The organism is Streptomyces sp. SA15 (assembly GCF_002291145.1).
In the GTDB taxonomy this organism is placed as follows: Bacteria; Actinomycetota; Actinomycetes; order Streptomycetales; family Streptomycetaceae; genus Streptomyces.
Window position 1 is genome coordinate 25,630 of sequence record NZ_NTGE01000140.1, and the last position, 16,775, is coordinate 42,404.

The following is a 16,775-nucleotide window of genomic DNA, read 5'->3' on the forward strand; positions in this document are numbered from 1 at the left end:
GCCGATCTCCGGAAGGCGCGACACCGCCCGAGGAGGTGAGACCCAAGGCCTTAGTTCACACGGGCGTTGAAGCACTCCCTCTCGCCATCCGCCGCCGGTCGGAGACAGACCCGGACCATCGTGCCGGGGCGAGTCGCGGTCATGGGGGTGTAGACGTAGGACTCGGCGTCGATCTCGTCCTCGACCTCGGCGCCGCGGATGCCGGCACCGCGGCCGCCGCGACCGGCCACGGTCACTTCGAGCCGGTCGCCGACCCGCGTGTCCCACATCCGTGCCCAACTGGCCCCGCACTTCTCGCTGTACCGCAGTTCGATCCAGGCTCCGGTGGCCGTGCGGTGCGAGGCAAGGGTGGCCGGCCCGACGCTGCATTTCATGTGCATCGGGCTCTTGGCCTCGCAGGCGGCTCCCCGGCAGCGTGGCCCGGTGGCGGTCGGGGACGGGGGTGTGGACGAACGTGGTTCGGCGTGCTGGCCCGGCAGGAGGTACAGGGCCACCGCAACGCCCCCGACGGCCACGGCACACACCGATGCGAGTACCGCCGCGGCTGCCACGCTCTTGTTACGGGTACTCGAGACCTCTTCTGAAGCCGGAGCCGGGGACGGAGCCGCTGTCACGCGTCCGCTCCACTCCGACTCCGCGATCTCCCACAGCGCCAGACACCGCCCGTCCGGCTCGTCCGCGAGACGGCACAGCTCCTGCACCGCCTGGCGCGGCGGCAGTGTCCTGCCCTTGAGGTAGCGGTCCCAGGACGACTTGCTGAACGGGGTCTGCTCCGCGAGGCCCGCCAGGCTCAGGCCCGTGCGTGCCTTCAGCTCCCGCAGGGCGGCGGCCAGGCGGGCGCGTTCCGGTGAGGGTTCCGGTGAAGGTGTCGGCGGCGTCATCGCCGTAGGACTTTCCACGTGTGCGGTCCCACGATGCCGTCCACCACCAGACCCGCACGCCTCTGCACCTGCTTCACCGCACGTTCCGTCAGTGGACCGTAGATCCCGTCGATGTCCCCGGGCGCGAGGCTCGCCCTGCGCAGCAGACACTGTGCCTCGGCCACCTCCGGACCGGCCCGGCCCGCCATCAGGATGGCGTCCTCTGTACGACTGTTGCCCGTGTACCAGCGGCCGTCGATCCGCTCCGCGCGGCAGGTGTACGTGGGCGCCGACCGTGAAGCGGACGAGGCGAGGGGGGCCGCCGCCGCTTCTCCGTCGCCGTCATGGAGCCGTACGCCCAAGAGGACTGACGAGACGACGGCCAGGAGTAAGGCCGTCGCGCCGGCCAGGAGCGGCTTGCGCCGGGGACGTCCGGGAAAGCGCGCAGTCCCCGCCGACAGGATCTCCGGCTCCGTCTCGGCCGACTCCCGCGCGGGTGCGCTGCCACGTCCGTCCCTCCGGGCATCCGCCGCGACCTCGTGCAGTGCGAGCAGGCGGGGTCGGGTCGTCGCCGGCGATCCGGGCCAGCGACTCCACGGCATCCCTGGGCGGCAGCGATCTTCCGCCCAGATACCGTTCCCAAGACTTCGGGCTGTACCCCGTCTTCGCCGCCAGCTGCGGCATGGTCAGCCCGCTGTGGTCCTTCAGCCGGCGCAGGCGCGCCACCAACTGGCGGCCGCGCGGATCCAGTTCGTCGGGCAGTTCTTTCCAACGCGACATGGTCCCTCACTCGCGTCTACGGTCCCCGTTCCCGGTCGCATTCTGTTCCGTCGGGCACGGGACCGGACCCGACGGCGGTTCCCCCTGTCCCGTCGCACCGACACGGGGGACGGCGTCCTGGCAGGTCAGCGCATGGGACGTCCCGTGAGGACGTCACTTCTGCGGCAGTTGTGGCGACGCCTGCTCCCGGCCCCGCACGCTCGATCCATCGAACGCCCATCGGAAGGGGAAACGAAATGCGAGCCATCACCAGGACCCTCATCGGTGTCACCACCGCCGTCGGGATCGCCGCCGGAAGCCTGGCCGCCGCGGGTACCGCCTTCGCGGCACCCGCGCAGGACACGAGGGCGGTGGCGAGCGCGGAGGCCGTCGCCCCGCTTGAGGAGAACAACCTCGGCCTGGACGCCGAGCAGGCCAAGAACTGGCAGTGCTGGGTACGCGACCGCGGTTACAACCCCGGCGAGATCGACGGGCGGCTGGGCACCCAAAGCTGGAAGGCGGCGCAGCAGATGCTCAACGACAAGGGCCACAACGCCGGTAACGTCGACGGAGACGTCGGGCCCAACACGATCAGTGCGCTGCAGCGTTACCTGAACACCTTCGGCTACGGCCTCGCCGTCGACGGTGTCGACAGCGAGCCTTTCAGGGAGGCGTTCAGGGACTTCAACAACACCGGCTGCTGAGCTGAGCGCCGCGGCCCGTCCTCCCCTCGGGGGAGAGGACGGGCCGCGGCTCACGTGTGCATCAGAGCCGCTCGGGCGTCCTGATCCCCAGCAGCGCCATGCCCCGGTGCAGCGTGCGGGCCGTGACGTCGCACAGGAACAGGCGGTTCTGTACCTGCTGCGGCGTCTCGGCCTTCAGGACCGGGCACTTGTCGTAGAACGTCGTGTACAGGGACGCCAACTGGTAGAGGTACGCCGCCAGCTTGTGGGGGGCGTACTCCTTCGCCGCCTCCGCCACCGTCTCCGCGAAGGCGTCGACGTGCAGGCCCAGCGCGCGCTCCGCCTCGTGCAGGTCCAGCTCCGGGTGCGCGGCGGGGCGGGCCTCGCCGGCCTTGCGCAGGATCGAGCGGATACGGGCGTACGCGTACTGGAGGTAGACGGACGTGTCGCCGTTCAGAGAGACCATCTGGTCCAGGTCGAACTTGTAGTCCCGGTTCGCCGACGTCGACAGGTCCGCGTACTTCACCGCGCCGACGCCCACCTGGGTGCCCCGCTCGGCGATCTCCTCCTCCGAGAGGTCCTGCGCCTTCTCCCGTACGACGGCACTGGCGCGGTCGATCGCCTCGTCCAGCAGGTCGACCAGGCGGATCGTCTCGCCCTCACGGGTCTTGAACGGCTTGCCGTCCTTGCCGAGGACCGTGCCGAAGGCCAGTTGGACCGCCTTCACGTCGTCGTTCAGCCAGCCCGCCCTGCGCGCCGTGTCGAAGACCATCTTGAAGTGCAGCGACTGGCGGGCGTCGACCACGTACAGCAGCGTGTTCGCCTTGAGGTTGAAGACGCGGTCGCGGATCGCCGACAGGTCGGTGGCCGCGTAGCCGTAGCCGCCGTCCGACTTCTGCACGATCAGCGGGACCGGATTGCCGTCCGGGCCCTTGATGTCGTCGAAGAACACGCACAGCGCGCCCTCGGAGCGGACCGCGACGCCCGACTCCTCCAGCAGGCGGCAGGTCTCGGCGAGCATGTCGTTGTAGCCGGACTCGCCGACGATGTCCGGGTCCCGTACCTCCATGTCCAGCTTCTCGAAGACGGAGAAGAAGTAGATCTTCGACTCGTCCACGAACTTCTGCCACATGGCGAGCGTGTGCGGATCGCCGGCCTGGAGGTCGACCACCCGGCGCCGGGCCCGCGTCTTGAACTCCTCGTCGGAGTCGAAGTGCCCCCGTGCGGCCTTGTAGAGGCGGTCGAGGTTCGACATCGCCTCCTCGCCGGAGACCTGCGCGTCCTTGTGGTCCAGCTCGTGCGGGTGCTCCTCCAGGTACTGGATCAGCATGCCGAACTGGGTGCCCCAGTCGCCGATGTGGTGCCGGCGCACGACCGTCTCACCGGTGAACTCCAGCAGCTGGACCACCGCGTCGCCGATCACGGCGGAGCGCAGGTGACCGACGTGCATCTCCTTCGCCACGTTCGGCTGGGCGTAGTCGATCACCGTCGTGCCCGGGTTGTCCGCGTACGGGACGCCGAGGCGCTCGGGGTCCTCATACCGCGCGGCCAGGTTCTGAGTGATCGCCTGGTCCGTGACCGTGATGTTCAGGAAGCCGGGGCCGGAGACCTCGATGTCCTTGATCACGTCACCCGTCTCGACCCGCGTGACCACCTGCGTCGCCAGCTCCCGCGGGTTCGCCTTGGCCTTCTTCGCCAGCGCCAGGATCCCGTTGGCCTGGAAATCCGCCCGGTCGCTTCGTCGCAGCAGCGGGTCGGCAGAGCCGGTCTCCGGCAGGGCAGCCGAGAGGGCGGTCGCGAGACGCTGGTTGACGGAAGCGGTGAGGGACGTGACCGAGGCCATGGAGTGGGTGCCGTTCTCCTCGTGGGATGGATAGACACGGCCAGTATCCCATGGTGCGTAAAGCGGTTTTCTCGGGCGCGGGGAGGTCTGGGAGAATGGGCGGGTCAGCCGTGCGACCGTACCGGCTGTGGTCGAGTAACCAGAAAAAGAGGACGTGCCGATCGTGGCTCAGAGCACCGAGACCACCGACTGGGTCTCCCGTTTCGCGGATGAGGTCATCGAGGAGTCGGAGCGTCGGGCCCCCGGCAAACCCGTTGTCGTCGCGTCCGGGCTCTCGCCGTCCGGCCCCATCCACCTGGGGAACCTGCGGGAGGTCATGACCCCGCACCTTGTGGCGGACGAGATCCGGCGGCGCGGGCGTCAGGTGCGGCACCTGATCTCCTGGGACGACTACGACCGCTACCGCAAGGTGCCCGCCGGTGTCGCCGGCGTCGACGAGTCCTGGGCCGAGCACATCGGCAAGCCGCTCACCTCCGTCCCGGCCCCCAAGGGCTCCGCCCACCCCAACTGGGCCGAACACTTCAAGGCCGCGATGATCGAGTCGCTCGCCGAGCTGGGGGTCGAGTTCGACGGGATCAGCCAGACCGCGCAGTACACCTCCGGGGTGTACCGGGAGCGGATCCTGCACGCGATCAAGCACCGCGGCGAGATCGACGCGATCCTCGACCAGTACCGGACCAAGAAGGCTCCCGCCGCCAAGAAGCAGCAGAAGCCCGTCGACGAGGCCGAGCTGGAGGCCGCCGAGGGGTCGGGCGCGGCGAGCGAGGACGACGGGAGCAGTGGCTCCGCCGGGTACTTCCCGTACAAGCCGTACTGCGGCAACTGCGAGAAGGACCTCACCATCGTCACCGCCTACGACGACGACACCACCGAGCTGACCTACACCTGCACCGCCTGCGGCTTCGGCGAGACCGTGCGGCTGAACGAGTTCAACCGCGGCAAGCTGGTGTGGAAGGTCGACTGGCCGATGCGGTGGGCGTACGAGGGGGTCGTCTTCGAGCCGAGCGGGGTCGACCACTCCTCTCCGGGGTCCAGCTTCCAGGTCGGCGGACAGATCGTCGGGCTCTTCGGCGGCAAGCAGCCGATCGGACCCATGTACGCCTTCGTGGGTATCTCCGGGATGGCGAAGATGTCGTCGTCGCGCGGTGGCGTGCCCACCCCCGCCGACGCCCTGAAGATCATGGAGCCGCAGCTCCTGCGCTGGCTGTACGCCCGCCGCAAGCCCAACCAGTCCTTCAAGATCGCCTTCGACCAGGAGATCCAGCGCCTCTACGACGAGTGGGACAAGCTGGACGCGAAGGTCGCGGACGGGTCGGCTCTTCCGGCGGACGTCGCCGCGCACTCGCGTGCGGTACGGACCGCCGGCGGTGAGCTGCCGAAGACGCCCCGGCCCCTGCCGTACCGGACCCTCGCCTCCGTCGCCGACATCACCGCCGGGCACGAGGACCAGGCACTGCGGATCCTCTCCGAGCTCGACCCGGAGAACCCGCTGGCGTCGCTGGACGAGGTGCGGCCGCGCTACGACAAGGCCGAGGCGTGGATCAACACCCAGGTGCCCGCCGACCAGCGGACCATCGTGCGGGACGAACCCGACGCCGAGCTGCTGAAGTCCCTCGACGAGCAGGCCCAGCAGTCGCTACGACTGCTGCTGGACGGGCTGGCCGAGGCGTGGTCCCTGGACGGGCTCACCCACCTCGTCTACGGCGTGCCCAAGGTGCAGGCCGGGTTCCCCGCGGACGCGACGCCCAGGGAACTGCCGCCGGAGATCAAGACCGCCCAGCGGTCCTTCTTCGCACTGCTGTACCACCTGCTGGTGGGACGGGACACGGGGCCGCGGCTGCCTACGCTGCTGTTGGCGGTGGGGCAGGAGCGGGTGCGGGCCCTGCTCGGGGAGTAAGCGGTTCTACGACTGTGGGGGCGCCCGGTGTTTGCCGGGCGCCCCCACAGTCGTCTTTCGTGGATTCGGTTACGCGATGTGGTCTTCTTCCAGTTCCGCGTTGAAGCGGTTGGTGAAACGCATGACCATCCGTTTGGCGTCGGCGTCCAGGACGGGGATGCCGTAGGTCGCCTCGACGTTGCTGCTGAACTCGCGGGGAGTCGGGTAGCCGCTGCCGTCTATCGACTGCTTGAAGACCTGGTAGTACGCCTCTTCGTCCGGCTCGGGGGGTTCCGGGGGGCCGCCTCCCTCGCCCAGTTCGCGGGTGCGGCCGGGGCCTGCGGGGATGGGGAAGCTGCCGGTCTCCTCCGGAGAGGGGCCCTGGGTAGGGGGTTCCTCAAGGTACTGCTGGTCTTGGTACTGCTGGTCTTGGTACTGCTGGTCCTGGTAATGCTCGGCCTGGAGCTGTTCTGCGTACCACTGCTCGTATTGCTCTTGGGGGTCGTAGGTGGGGTCGTAGCCGCCCTGGTATTCGACCTGGCGGGGGGTTTCGAACCAGGGGCTGTTGTCCGGATCTGGCGTGTTGGGCAGTTGCTCGGCGTTGGGGTTGCTGTCGAGCTCCAGGCGCTGCCCGCTGTGGGGTGCCGCTCTCTGCGGGACGGGTGCCCCAGCGGCACGACTGCCCGCAGCCGCGTCGGATGCAGCTGCCGCGTCGGCTGCCGGGGCCGCGTCCAGCGCCTGCTGCGGTGCCGGCGGGAGCAACGCCGGCTCTATGCCTGCCGCCGCCAAGCCCGCCGGGGCCGTTTCCGCCAGTGGAACCCCGTACCGCGCCAACCGCAGCGGCATCAGGCTCTCCACCGGCGCCTTTCTCCTCCACGCCCGGCCGAAGCGTGACCGTAGGCGGGCCTGGTAGACCAGGCGCTCCTGTTCCAGCTTGATGACCTGCTCGTAGGAGCGGAGCTCCCAGAGCTTCATGCGGCGCCAGAGCAGGAACGTCGGGAGGGGGGAGAGGAGCCAGCGGGTGAGGCGGACCCCCTCCATGTGCTTGTCCGCCGTGATGTCGGCTATGCGGCCGATCGCGTGGCGGGCCGCCTCCACCGAGACCACGAAGAGGATCGGGATCACCCCGTGCATGCCCACGCCCAGCGGGTCCGGCCAGGCCGCCGCGCCGTTGAACGCGATCGTGGCCGCCGTGAGCAGCCATGCCGTCTGGCGGAGCAGCGGGAAGGGGATGCGGATCCAGGTCAGGAGCAGGTCGAGGGCGAGGAGGACGCAGATACCCGCGTCGATTCCGATCGGGAAGACGTAACTGAAGTTCCCGAAGCCCTTTTGGAGGGCCAACTCGCGGACGGCCGCGTAGGAACCCGCGAAGCCGATACCGGCGATGATGACGGCACCGGAGACGACCACGCCGATGAGAACCCGGTGCATCCGTGTCAGCTGCAGTGGCGCGGCCACCCGTACTCCCCTCCCAGTGCGTGTTGTTGCGCGCAACAGGGTGGCACATCTGTGCGGGAGACGGGTGGCCGGTCCAGAGTGACGGTCAGCTCTTCTTCGACGCCGACTTCGACGGGGAGGCCGAGGGCGCCTCCGAACCCGCCTCCGAACCCGCCTTCGACGCCGACTTCGTGGGCGACGGCGAACCGCTCGCCTTGCCCACGCCGTTCGCCGACGACACCGAAGCCACCGCCTCCTTCGCCGCCTTCTGCGCCAGCTTCGCCAGGGACTGAGCGCTCGGGGACTTCTCGCCGGCCAGGCCCGCGCCGTTGTAGTCGAGGGTGACGACGACGTTCTCGACGCGTGCCACGACCGTCTGCTGCTTGAAGGAACCCTCCTTCTTCTTCAGGTCGTAACTCACGGCCGTCGCCGCGTCGCCCGTCCCGGCGACCGGCTCCGACTTCGTGTTCTTCGCGCCGCTCACCGCCTGGGCGTCCTGGATCTGCTTGTCGTAGTACGACTGCGCCTGCTTCTCGCCCGTGCCGCGCGAGGTGTCCGACTCGAAGCGCAGCAGGGCGACGTTCAGCCAGCGGAACTGGGAGCCCTTGACGCCGTTGTTGTCGAGGCTGCTCCAGGAGCAGTTGGCGCGCGTCGCCGTGTCGTCCGACGTGCCCTCCTTGCCGGACTTCGCCGCCTCGGGCACCAGTTCGCCCAGGGTCTTCTTCGACAGCACCGCGCACGGCTCCGGAAGCGACTTGTACGCCGCCGCCTGCACCGTCGGCGAAGGGCTCGCGGAGGCCGAGGCGGTGGCGCCCGCGTTCTTGGCGCCGGCGTCGTCGGAGCCGGAGTCCGAGGAGCAGCCGGTGGCGATCAGCATCGCGGGGACGGCGGCAGCCGCGCAGACAAGGACGCGGTTGAGGCGCTTCGCTCGCTGATCGCGCTGGTCTCGCTTCTCTCGCTGTGCTAGTCGCTGCATGGTTCCTTCACTCATGACGCTCGTGTTCCTGCCGTCGGATCGGGTCCGGGGACGCTGGGGTTCCTGATGGTTCCTGGCGGTTCCTGCGGTCGGATCGGGTCCGAGGGGCCACGGTACGCGGTGAGGAGGACATGCGGCCGTGCTTCGTGCGCTTTGCGTGCGGGCGTGAGGAGCGTGTGAAGGGGCGTCAGTCGGACAGCGTGTTCGCCAACTGCGAGGCCAGTTTCCGGGCCTTGTCCTGCATTTCCTTGCTGTCCGGGGCCACACCGACGGTGGCCGGCTGCTCCACGTACTCGATCGTCACGATCACGTTCGACGTGCGGAACGCCACAGTCACCGTGCGCTGCTGGGCCGTCGAACCGGAGCTGCTCAAGACGTGGTCCAGGAACGCTTCGTCGCCGAGGTCGTCGAGGAGGCGGGGCTGGAGAGTGGAAGGGGTGGTGGAGACGGAAGGGGAGGGGGAGCCGGAGACGGACGTCGAGGGGGCGTCGCTCGGGTCGCCGGCTTCGTCGGCGCCGGTGGTGGGGCTGGAACTCGCGCCGGACGCCACTTCGGACACCGATTCGGACGGCGATTCGGACGCCGATTCGGACGGCGATTCGGACGGCGTCGGCTCGGGAAGGTCCGCCGCATCCTCCTTCGTCCCGAACAGCTGCTGCGCCTCGCTGTCGTCGCTCACGGTGTTGTCGTACGAGACCACCCGCTCGAAGTCGACGAGGAGATGGTCGGTGGCGTCCGTGGACTCCACCTTCCAGCGGCAGCCGACCTTGCGGTCCGTGTCGTAGGTGAGCGTGGCCTCGCCCGCGTAGGCCTTCTCCCGCTGCTCCGCGTCCGTGATCTGCCTGACGCCGGGCAGGAGCGAGTTGAGGGTGTCCTGGCCGACCGCGCCGCAGGGTTCGGGGAGGGTGCGGTACCGGCCCGGCTGGGCCGAGGCCGCAGCCGTACTGGAGTCGCCGGGGTTGGAGTTGTCAGGCGGACTGCCGTTGTCCGAGCTGCCGGTGCAGCCGGCCAGCAGGGCCGCGAGGAGCGCGACTGTGCCGGGTACGTAGGCCTTCCGCTGCACGGTCGGGCTCCTCTCGACGGTGTGTTTCCCTGAGGATCTCAGTGTCCCCGCTGGTTATTCGCTTGCCGCACGGGGGCGCCCCCTGGAGACAATGTGTATCGCACGCACTGCCGTGGACGCCGGTCCGCTGTCCCTTTCATCGACCTTGGCGCCGGTTTTGCGATTCGATAGTTCTGTTGATTTTACGGGGGAAGAGGGCGATATGTCGTACGTGGAAATGCCGGGCGCGAAGGTACCCATCCGCATGTGGACCGACCCGGCGACGGTCGAGGACGGGGCACTCCAGCAGCTGCGGAACGTGGCGACGCTGCCGTGGATCAAGGGGCTGGCGGTCATGCCGGACGTCCACTACGGGAAGGGCGCGACGGTCGGGTCGGTCATCGCGATGCGGGGGGCTGTGTGTCCTGCGGCGGTGGGGGTGGACATCGGGTGCGGGATGTCGGCGGTGAAGACCTCGCTGACGGCGAATGATCTGCCGGGGGATCTGTCGCGGCTTCGGTCGAAGGTGGAGCAGGCTATTCCGGTGGGGCGGGGAATGCATGACGATCCCGTCGACCCGGGGCGGCTGCACGGGTTCGCGACTGCGGGTTGGGACGACTTCTGGGGGCGCTTCGACGGAGTGGCGGAAGCGGTCAAATTCCGTCATGAGCGGGCCGGAAAGCAGATGGGAACGCTCGGATCCGGAAATCATTTCGCAGAAGTATGCATAAGTGGTGAAGGTTCGGTCTGGCTCATGCTCCACTCCGGTTCCCGGAACATCGGCAAGGAGCTGGCCGAGCACCACATCGGTGTGGCCCAGAGGCTTCCGCACAACCAGGGGCTGATCGACCGCGATCTTGCGGTTTTCGTGGCGGACACTCCGCAGATGGCGGCGTACCAGAACGATCTCTACTGGGCTCAGGAGTACGCCAAGTACAACCGGTCGATCATGATGGCCCTCTTCAAGGGCGTGATCCGTAAGGAGTTCAAGAAGGCACGGGTGACCTTCGAGCCCGAGGTGAGCTGCCACCACAATTACGTGAGCCGTGAGCGCTACGAGGGTATGGACCTGCTCGTCACGCGCAAGGGAGCGATCAGCGCCAGGTCCGGTGAGTACGGGATCATCCCGGGCTCGATGGGCACCGGTTCGTACATCGTGAAGGGTCTCGGCAACGAGAAGTCCTTCAACTCGGCCTCACACGGAGCCGGTCGGCGCATGAGCCGCAACGCGGCGAAGCGGCGCTTCTCGACGAAGGACCTGGAGGAGCAGACGCGGGGCGTGGAGTGCCGTAAGGACTCCGGTGTCGTGGATGAGATCCCGGGTGCGTACAAGCCGATCGAGCAGGTCATCGATCAGCAGCGGGACCTGGTGGAGGTCGTGGCGAAGCTGAAGCAGGTTATCTGTGTGAAGGGCTGATCCGCGCGTGTGTGGCACGGCCCCCGGCGGTGAGACCGGGGGCCGTGTTATCGGAATGATTCCGCCTATGCGGCCTGGATCTCCGGAACCGTCGTGCGCCACACAGGAATCACTGCAGTGGGTTCGAAGCGATGCGAGCCCTTGGTGCCGGGGAGGACGACTACGGCTTCAAGCAGACGGAACAGAATCTGACGCTTTTCCCTCAGGCGAAGTCCGTCCCAATGAGCTCGCGCGTCGATCCGCCCGCGCTCGACAGAACCGTGCCTGACCAGCCAGGCCTGCTGCTCATTCACAAGGCGCTTGATCTCCGTCTCTTCCCGTGCCAGAAGCGAGAAGTACTCGCGGTCGTTGATCTCACCGGCGTACCACTGTTCCTGTAGCAGTGCTTTTCGCTGATTCGTGGTTTCCAGCTTGTGCGTCTCTGGCCAGGGGATAGCAGGCGATGTGCCGAGTGCGCCCTCTCGTTCCAGTGCGGTGAGAACGTATTGGGTGATCAGATCATCCACCGCGGGGCCCTGGCGGCTGACTCGGCCGCAGCCACCGTCGAGCGCAGGCCGACAGCGGTACTCGTACGAAGCGGTGGTCGGGCGTCCGTGCAAGGGCGCGCCACAGGGCTGGCCGCCGACAAGCGGTCGCCCGCAACGCACCAGCCCGGTAAGCAGGTAGACACTGTCCTCTCGGCGGTGTGCGCCGTTTCTGCGCCAGCCCCCGGGGTGTCGTTGGCTCTCCAATGATTCTGCGACGGCCTGCCACTCCTCCGGCGACACGATCGGCTCCCATTGGCCGACGACGGGCATTCCGTCTGCATCGAGGACGAGCGTGCCGTGGAGCTTGCGGTATCCGCAGATACGCGCGTTGCGCAGGATCTGCTTGACCGTCTGGCGCTGCCAAGGGTTTCCCAGTGTGCTTGTGTAACCCGAGGCCACGAAGTCCTGGGTCACCGCGGTCAGTGTCTTGCCCTGCAGCAAGCTCTGCACTCCGCTCCGCACCACTTGCGATTCGCCCGGATGGAGCGTGACCTTGTCGGCGTTCCAGCCGAACGGGCGGCGCGATGCCACTGGCTCTCCACGCTCTGCTCGGGCGCGGTGGTTCAGTTTGGCCCGATGCTGTTGCTTCGTGCTCTCAGCTCGTGCGGCGGCCGCCCCCAGCAGGCCACGACGCGCAGCCTCTTCGCTGTAGAGGTCGTACGAGTCGAGCCCTTCGGCGTAAACGCGGGCGGGATGCGCGGTGAAGCACTTGAGGAAGCGCTGGTACGTGTGTACGTCCCGGTACAGCCGGTCGTCGGAGACGCACACGACCCCGTCGATCGGGTATCCAGCGGCAGTTTGCCCGTTCGTCAGGGCGTCGAGCATCGCATCGAAGTCAGGCCGCTCGACTCCGGCCTTTGAAGCCGACTTGTCGTTGTCGACGTAGCGATGAACGACGATCATGCGATTGCGCGCTGCGATGCGGGCGCAATGTCGTGCCTGGTCCTCAACCCCATGGCCGTCCCTTCTGTGCCTGTCGTTCGAGATGCGGCAGTAGACGACCACCAGACGCCAGCCGGCCTCCCGGAAGGACAGGGCTTCCTGCAGCGATGGTGTGCCATGGGGGACGCCACGGAGCTCCTTGAGCAGGCGTTGCACTGCGGAGGCCGAAGGTCTTTGCTTTGCAGATCGATAAGTCGAAGCGTTCGAAGGCACGCTAGTGTCGAGCTCAGCCACGCGGAAGCCTCTACTTCCTTGTTGGTCAGGCCCTCGCCCAGGACTGGCATCCCAGGCGAGGGCCGTCGCTTTGATGTTGTGGCGTGAGCCTAGATCGCCAGTTCAGTCCCCGTTCGGGTGATCGATGACCTTCACTCATGTGAGTTAACGCCCGTGGTCCTATGCGTCAGCCCGGCCCCCGAACTGCCATTCAACGCCGTGCAGTTCTTATTTGGGCGCGTGCGTCACCGCGTAGATCATCACGAACGCCACGATGTGGATGCCGAAGAGGAAGTACGCCAGCCACCACCACATCTTGCGTTCGTTCTTCTTCTCCTCGTTCAGGCGGCGTCTGTCCCGGTCGGCGCCGTCCATCACAGTTCCCGGTGGACCTTCGTGTTCGAGGCCTGGGCGCGCGGGCGGAGGATCAGGAGGTCGACGTTGACGTGGCTGGGGCGGGTGATCGCCCAGGTGATGGTGTCGGCGACGTCGTCGGCGGTGAGGGGCTCGTCGACGCCCTCGTAGACCTTCTCCGCCTTGTCCTTGTCGCCGCCGAAGCGGGTGAGGGCGAACTCGTCCGTCCTGACCATGCCGGGGGCGATCTCGATGACGCGGACCGGGCGGCCGACGATCTCCAGGCGGAGGGTCTCGGCGAGGACGTGGGCGCCGTGCTTGGCGGCGACGTAGCCCGCGCCGCCCTCGTACGTGCCGTGGCCGGCCGTGGAGGAGACGACGACGATCGTGCCGTCGCCGCTCGCGTCCAGCTTGGGGAGCAGGGCCTGGGTGAGGTTGAGGGTGCCGATGACGTTGGTCTCGTACATCGTGCGCCAGTCGTCCGGGTCGCCGGTCGCGACCGGGTCGGCGCCGAGCGCGCCGCCCGCGTTGTTCACGAGCACGCCGATGGTCTTGAAGGCCGAGGCGAACTCGTCGACGGCCGCGCGGTCGGTGACGTCCAGCTGGTACGCCGTCGCGGAGTGGCCGGCCGCGCTGATCTCCTCGGCGAGTGCCTCGATGCGGTCCTTGCGGCGGGCGGTGAGAACCACGCGGTAGCCGGCTGCGGCGAGCTGCCGGGCGGTGGCGGCGCCGATTCCGCTGCTCGCACCGGTGACGACGGCGATGCGGGAGGCGGCGGACGGGGCGGCGGTGGCCATGGACTGCTCCTCGGACGGGGGGCGAATGCCTGTCCGGTCAGGATAGGCGGGCGGGATGTGCGGGCGGTTCCTGGTCTCGTTCTCGGGTCGGCTCGTGGGCGGCCGCGGTGGAAGAATGGGGTGTGGGTGATCCCCTGAGCAGGAGGTGGATCCATGGGACAGGCACGTGAGGTCATGGACCGGCTCACGGATGCGCTGACCACGCACCCGGACCTCAAGGCCATCGCCGATCTGTATGCCGAGGACGCGGTCGCCGTCACGCCCGACGAAGGAGAGATCCGTGGGCGCGACCACATCGTCGACTACTGGCGGCAGATGACGGAGGCGGTCCCCGAGGCCACGTTCGAGTCGTTGCACAAGTACGAGACCGGTGACACGGCCATCGACGAGGGCATCTTCAGCGGCAGGAACACCGGGCCGCTGCACCTGCCCAGCGGGGAGACGCTCCCCGCGACCCAGAAGGAGATCAGGATCCGCGGGGTGGACATCGCCACCGTGAAGGACGGCCGGATCGTCGACTACCGGCTCTACTTCGACGAGATGGACTTCCTGGGGCAGTTGGGGCTGCTGCCCGAGCAGCCGTAGCGATTCCAGCCGTAGCGACTCCAGCCATATCCGACTCCAGCCGCCGCGAGCCGGCTCAGTCGGCTCAGTCGGCTCGCGGCGCGTACATGATGACCGCCATGCCCGCGAGGCAGATCAGCGCGCCCGTGACGTCCCAGCGGTCCGGGCGGTAGCCGTCTGCGGCCATTCCCCAGGCCAGGGAACCGGCGACGAAGACACCGCCGTACGCGGCGAGGATGCGGCCGAAGTTCGCGTCCGGCTGGAGCGTGGCTACGAAGCCGTACGCGCCGAGGGCGATGACGCCGGCGCCGATCCACAGCCAGCCGCGGTGTTCGCGTACGCCCTGCCAGACCAGCCAGGCGCCGCCGATCTCGAAGAGGGCGGCGACGACGAAGAGGGCGGCGGAGCGGAGGATGAGCATGCGGGCAGCTTCGCATGCGTGTGTGGAGGCGCAGGGGTCACCCGCGTGCGTCACCTGATGGTGGCCGGGCCTCGGCCGCCCCGCCGTACGATCTCTGCACGGTGCAGAGGAAAGGCGGGCGGCATGTCGGGTGGGGCACGTGAGCGGCTGCTGGACGAGCTGTCCGTGGTCTCCCGCCGTTACATGGCGTCGTACGCCATGTTCAATCAGGCCGTCGCCGACCATCTCGGGCTGCATCCGACCGATCTGCAGTGCCTGAACCTGCTCACGCTGGAGCGTGGGCCGGTGACGACGGGCCGTGTCGCCGAGCTGACCGGGCTGACGACGGGGTCGGCGACGCGGCTGGTGGACCGGCTCGAGCGGGCCGGGTACGTCGTGCGGGAGCGGGACGCGGCCGACCGGCGGCGGGTGCTCGTGGCGACCGTGCCGGAGAAGGTCGCGGAGTTCGGGCGGGTGTGGGAGCGGCTGGGCGGCGGGTGGACCGCGCTCTTCGACGACCTGGACGAGGCCCAACTCGGCCTGATCGTCGACCATATGAGGCGTACGACGGAGTTCAGCGCGGCCCAGGTGGCACGGCTGCGGGCCGGGGAGGTGTGAGGCCGGTCCCGTGCCGCGCCTTATGTGGTCAGCCTTCGGTGTCGTACTGCTCCCGTGCCTCCCAGACCTCCTCGATGTGGGTCTCCGCCCAGTCCTTCACGGCGCCCAGCAGCAGGCTCAGGCTGCGGCCCAGTTCGGTGAGTTCGTAGTCGACGCGGACGGGGACGGACGGGGTGACCGTGCGGGTGAGGATGCCGTCGCGCTCCAGTGAACGCAGCGTCTGCGTCAGCATCTTGGGGCTGACGCCGGCGATCTTGCGGCCGAGGTCGCTGTAGCGCAGGGGGCCGGGGGTGAGGGCGGAGACGACGAGGCTGACCCACTTGTCGCTGATGCGGTCCAGGAGCTGGTTGGTCGGACAGCTCTTGAGGAAGGCGTCGTACTCGGCACGGGCCTGTTCGCGTCGCTGGGCCGCCGTCTTGGTCGCCATGGCTCACCTCCGGGGTACGTACGCACTTTTTGGTAACTACTTCCCGATGGATAGTAACTCTTCCTAGGGTTGCCGTCAGTCGAGGAGAAACCTAGGCAGACAGTGACGTAGGGGGAGTTGACGGACATGCGAGCTGCGGTGGTGACGACATTCGGCGGGCCCGAGGTCGTACGGATCGTGGAGAGCGAGGTGCCCGAGCCGGCCGCGGGGCAGGTGCGGATCAAGGTCGCGGCGGCCGCGCTGAACCCGGTGGACGTCGGGGTGCGCACGGGCGTCTTCGGAGGCGCGGGCCAACAGTTCGGGCTCGGCTGGGACGTCGCCGGGACGGTGGACGCGACGGGGGCGGGGAGTGCCTGGAACGTCGGCGACGAGGTCGTGGCGCTGGACTACGGCATGCTGAAGCCGCTGGGCACGCACGCCGAGTACGTCGTCGTACCCACGGACGCGGTGGCCCTGGCGCCGAAGACGGTCGACGCGGTCGCGGCGGCGACCCTGCCGCTGAACGCGCTGGCCGCCGTACAGGCCCTGGATCTGCTGGAGTTGACGCCGGATCAGTCGCTGCTGGTGACGGGGGCGGCGGGCGCGGTCGGCGGGTATGCCGTCCAGCTCGCCGCGCGCCGGGGGATTTCGGTGACCGCGCTGGCCCGGGCGGAGGACGAGGAGTTCGTACGGTCTCTGGGGGCGGCCCGTCTGGTGACCGGTGCCGTCGGGGCGGGCAGCGTCGACGCGGTGCTGGACGCGGCGGTTCTCGGCGAGGCGGCCTTGGAGTGGGTGCGGGACGGGGGCGGCTATGCCGGCGTCATTCCGCGGGCGTACCCGGCGCCGGTGCGGGGCGTGCGGGTCGGCGCGATCGAGGTGAGGGCGGACGGGGCGCGGCTTGCCGAGCTGGTCCGGCTGGTGGACGAGGGGGCGCTGACCCTCCGGGTGGCCGAGGCATACGCCCTGGAGGACGCGCCGAAGGCGCACGCCCGGCTCGCGGAGGGTGGGGTGCGGGGGCGGCTGGTGCTGGTGCCGTAGGGCCTCGGGCCGACCGCCCCGGC

16 protein-coding genes and 1 pseudogene are annotated in these 16,775 nt (G+C 68.7%); 6 read left to right on the forward strand and 11 right to left on the reverse strand.

Annotation, left to right across the window (positions count from 1 at the left end; translation table 11 throughout):
* Positions 1 to 50: 50 nt before the first annotated feature.
* Both CLM62_RS32215 and CLM62_RS32220 read right to left on the reverse strand, forming a co-directional pair.
* On the reverse strand, positions 51 to 881 hold the full coding sequence (locus tag CLM62_RS32215; RefSeq protein ID WP_095753423.1) for an XRE family transcriptional regulator: 831 nt from the start codon (positions 879 to 881) through the stop codon (positions 51 to 53).
* Positions 878 to 1,640: pseudogene (locus tag CLM62_RS32220) on the reverse strand (peptidoglycan-binding protein). Before CLM62_RS32220 ends, CLM62_RS32215 begins: the two are co-directional and overlap by 4 nt.
* 236 nt (positions 1,641 to 1,876) lie before the next feature.
* Here CLM62_RS32220 and CLM62_RS32225 point away from each other — a divergent pair.
* Positions 1,877 to 2,323, forward strand: a complete 447-nt coding sequence (locus tag CLM62_RS32225; RefSeq protein WP_095753424.1) for a peptidoglycan-binding protein — start codon at positions 1,877 to 1,879, stop codon at positions 2,321 to 2,323.
* Between the two features lie 61 nt (positions 2,324 to 2,384).
* Here the strand turns inward: CLM62_RS32225 and argS are convergent, their stop codons facing one another.
* The gene (argS, locus tag CLM62_RS32230; protein WP_095753425.1) at positions 2,385 to 4,145 is read right to left on the reverse strand and encodes an arginine--tRNA ligase; all 1,761 of its coding nucleotides are present in this window, start codon (positions 4,143 to 4,145) and stop codon (positions 2,385 to 2,387) included.
* A 154-nt stretch (positions 4,146 to 4,299) separates the two neighbouring features.
* On the opposite strand from argS, the gene lysS reads away from it, so the two are divergent.
* Positions 4,300 to 6,042, forward strand: coding sequence for a lysine--tRNA ligase (gene lysS / locus CLM62_RS32235; RefSeq protein ID WP_095753426.1), 1,743 nt, complete (start codon positions 4,300 to 4,302; stop codon positions 6,040 to 6,042).
* Positions 6,043 to 6,111: 69 nt separating this feature from the next.
* On the opposite strand, the gene CLM62_RS32240 is transcribed toward lysS, so the two are convergent.
* The 3 genes from CLM62_RS32240 to CLM62_RS32250 form a co-directional block, all read right to left on the reverse strand.
* Positions 6,112 to 7,479, reverse strand: a complete 1,368-nt coding sequence (locus tag CLM62_RS32240; RefSeq protein ID WP_095753427.1) for a DUF2637 domain-containing protein — start codon at positions 7,477 to 7,479, stop codon at positions 6,112 to 6,114.
* A gap of 85 nt (positions 7,480 to 7,564) precedes the next feature.
* Positions 7,565 to 8,449, reverse strand: coding sequence for a DUF3558 family protein (locus CLM62_RS32245; protein WP_095753428.1), 885 nt, complete (start codon positions 8,447 to 8,449; stop codon positions 7,565 to 7,567).
* Between the two features lie 172 nt (positions 8,450 to 8,621).
* Positions 8,622 to 9,497 carry a hypothetical protein gene (locus CLM62_RS32250; protein ID WP_095753429.1) on the reverse strand — a complete coding sequence of 292 codons (876 nt, stop codon included), beginning with the start codon at positions 9,495 to 9,497 and terminating at the stop codon, positions 8,622 to 8,624.
* A gap of 202 nt (positions 9,498 to 9,699) precedes the next feature.
* Here CLM62_RS32250 and CLM62_RS32255 point away from each other — a divergent pair, with 202 nt between their 5' ends.
* A complete protein-coding gene (locus CLM62_RS32255) occupies positions 9,700 to 10,893 on the forward strand; it encodes an RtcB family protein (RefSeq protein WP_095753430.1) in 1,194 nt (397 codons plus the stop codon).
* A 65-nt stretch (positions 10,894 to 10,958) separates the two neighbouring features.
* On the opposite strand, the gene CLM62_RS32260 is transcribed toward CLM62_RS32255, so the two are convergent.
* From CLM62_RS32260 to CLM62_RS32265, 3 genes are all read right to left on the reverse strand, one after another.
* Positions 10,959 to 12,518, reverse strand: coding sequence for a recombinase family protein (locus CLM62_RS32260; protein ID WP_143659188.1), 1,560 nt, complete (start codon positions 12,516 to 12,518; stop codon positions 10,959 to 10,961).
* A gap of 285 nt (positions 12,519 to 12,803) precedes the next feature.
* Positions 12,804 to 12,950 (reverse strand): hypothetical protein, encoded by a 147-nt coding sequence (locus CLM62_RS50325; RefSeq protein WP_179382313.1) that lies wholly within the window; start codon positions 12,948 to 12,950, stop codon positions 12,804 to 12,806.
* A complete protein-coding gene (locus tag CLM62_RS32265; RefSeq protein WP_095753432.1) occupies positions 12,950 to 13,726 on the reverse strand; it encodes an SDR family NAD(P)-dependent oxidoreductase in 777 nt (258 codons plus the stop codon). The genes CLM62_RS50325 and CLM62_RS32265 overlap by 1 nt, the downstream gene beginning before the upstream one ends.
* A gap of 153 nt (positions 13,727 to 13,879) precedes the next feature.
* Here CLM62_RS32265 and CLM62_RS32270 point away from each other — a divergent pair, with 153 nt between their 5' ends.
* A complete protein-coding gene (locus CLM62_RS32270; protein ID WP_095753433.1) occupies positions 13,880 to 14,311 on the forward strand; it encodes an ester cyclase in 432 nt (143 codons plus the stop codon).
* Positions 14,312 to 14,375: 64 nt separating this feature from the next.
* Here CLM62_RS32270 and CLM62_RS32275 read toward each other — a convergent pair whose 3' ends face one another.
* Positions 14,376 to 14,711, reverse strand: coding sequence for a YnfA family protein (locus CLM62_RS32275; protein ID WP_095753434.1), 336 nt, complete (start codon positions 14,709 to 14,711; stop codon positions 14,376 to 14,378).
* A 123-nt stretch (positions 14,712 to 14,834) separates the two neighbouring features.
* On the opposite strand from CLM62_RS32275, the gene CLM62_RS32280 reads away from it, so the two are divergent.
* Positions 14,835 to 15,308, forward strand: a complete 474-nt coding sequence (locus CLM62_RS32280) for a MarR family winged helix-turn-helix transcriptional regulator (protein WP_095753435.1) — start codon at positions 14,835 to 14,837, stop codon at positions 15,306 to 15,308.
* Positions 15,309 to 15,336: 28 nt separating this feature from the next.
* Here CLM62_RS32280 and CLM62_RS32285 read toward each other — a convergent pair whose 3' ends face one another.
* Positions 15,337 to 15,735: a helix-turn-helix domain-containing protein gene (locus CLM62_RS32285; RefSeq protein ID WP_095753436.1), complete on the reverse strand. Its 399-nt coding sequence runs from the start codon at positions 15,733 to 15,735 to the stop codon at positions 15,337 to 15,339.
* 126 nt (positions 15,736 to 15,861) lie between these two features.
* On the opposite strand from CLM62_RS32285, the gene CLM62_RS32290 reads away from it, so the two are divergent.
* Complete coding sequence (locus tag CLM62_RS32290; RefSeq protein WP_095753437.1) at positions 15,862 to 16,752, forward strand: NADP-dependent oxidoreductase; 891 nt, start codon at positions 15,862 to 15,864, stop codon at positions 16,750 to 16,752.
* Positions 16,753 to 16,775: the final 23 nt, after the last annotated feature.